Source organism: Halomonas sp. ND22Bw, assembly GCF_003011945.1.
Lineage (GTDB): Bacteria > Pseudomonadota > Gammaproteobacteria > Pseudomonadales > Halomonadaceae > Halomonas > Halomonas halophila.
Window position 1 is genome coordinate 1 of sequence record NZ_PXWD01000783.1, and the last position, 275, is coordinate 275.

A 275-nucleotide genomic window follows, 5' to 3' on the forward strand; every position below is an offset into this window, starting at 1 on the left:
TCAGGTGCGGTCTTGAGCGCGGCGCAGGTGTCAAAGCCGTTCATGCCGGGCATCTCGGCGTCCAGCAGGATTAGGTCGGGTCGCTCCGCATGCGCCTGCCGCAGCGCGGCCTCGCCGCTGGTGGCGAAGCGGATCCGCCCCAGATCACCCAGTAGCCGACCCATTAGCTGAATCAGTTTCGGGTCGTCGTCAACCAGCAGCAGCGAAGGAAGCATGGATGTCTCGATTCCTGGTTGACTAGGTTGCCGGCTCGGCGACTCGACACGCCACGCACC

General features: G+C 64.7%; 1 protein-coding gene. It reads right to left on the reverse strand.

Translation table 11 applies throughout. The annotated features are described in order from the left end of the window. On the reverse strand, positions 1–215 hold a 215-nt coding region (locus tag CVH10_RS20270; RefSeq protein ID WP_146143174.1), incomplete at its 3' end, for a response regulator. Positions 216–275 lie beyond the last annotated feature (60 nt).